The 575-nt window shown below is 61.6% G+C and carries 1 protein-coding gene and 1 pseudogene; one reads left to right on the forward strand and one right to left on the reverse strand.

Features of this window, described 5'->3' with window-relative positions; translation table 11 throughout:
* Positions 1–162, reverse strand: a pseudogene (locus tag EOA29_RS43635) (DNA-3-methyladenine glycosylase 2 family protein); the annotation flags it as partial.
* 151 nt (positions 163–313) lie between these two features.
* Between EOA29_RS43635 and EOA29_RS39365 the strand changes: the two are divergent.
* Positions 314–575: glutamate--tRNA ligase family protein (locus EOA29_RS39365; protein WP_245468844.1), on the forward strand; the 262-nt coding region annotated here is incomplete at its 3' end.

Genomic DNA, 575 nt, shown 5'->3' on the forward strand with positions numbered 1-575 from the left:
CTGCTGCGAAACGACGATCGAGGCGAGGCTCCCGAATCCGGGCTCCGAGAGCCTCAGCGGTACCTCGCCCGCCATATCGCGCACCTTGTCCAGCCGCGGATCGATGAGGCAGAGCGCGTCGAGCCCTGCCGCAATGTCGTCGAGCGAGGCGATGCGTTGCACGTTTTGTTTGTTCCCAGAGCGCCCACGAAGTGGCAATTGATGGCCAAGAGACTGTTTCGAAATTCGCGCTGGCCGCCAGAGCAGAATTTCGAAACAGTCTCTAACTATCAACCGGCGGAAGCGCCTTTCAACCCGAATGCCGCCTTGAGACATGACGCTCCTGACATTCCGCTTCGCGCCGAGCCCCAATGGCGAATTGCATCTCGGCCATGCCTATTCGGCGCTGCTCAACCAGCAAATGGCGGCGCGGGCGGGCGGGCGGCTCTTGCTGCGCATCGAGGATATCGACATCACCCGCTGCACGCCGGAATTCGAGGCCGGCATATTTCATGACCTGAAATGGCTGGGGCTCGATTGGGAAGAGCCGGTGCGGCGCCAGTCCGAGCATTTTGCCGAATACAGGGCGGTGCTCG

This window comes from Mesorhizobium sp. M1E.F.Ca.ET.063.01.1.1 (genome assembly GCF_003998155.1).
Classification (GTDB): domain Bacteria; phylum Pseudomonadota; class Alphaproteobacteria; order Rhizobiales; family Rhizobiaceae; genus Mesorhizobium.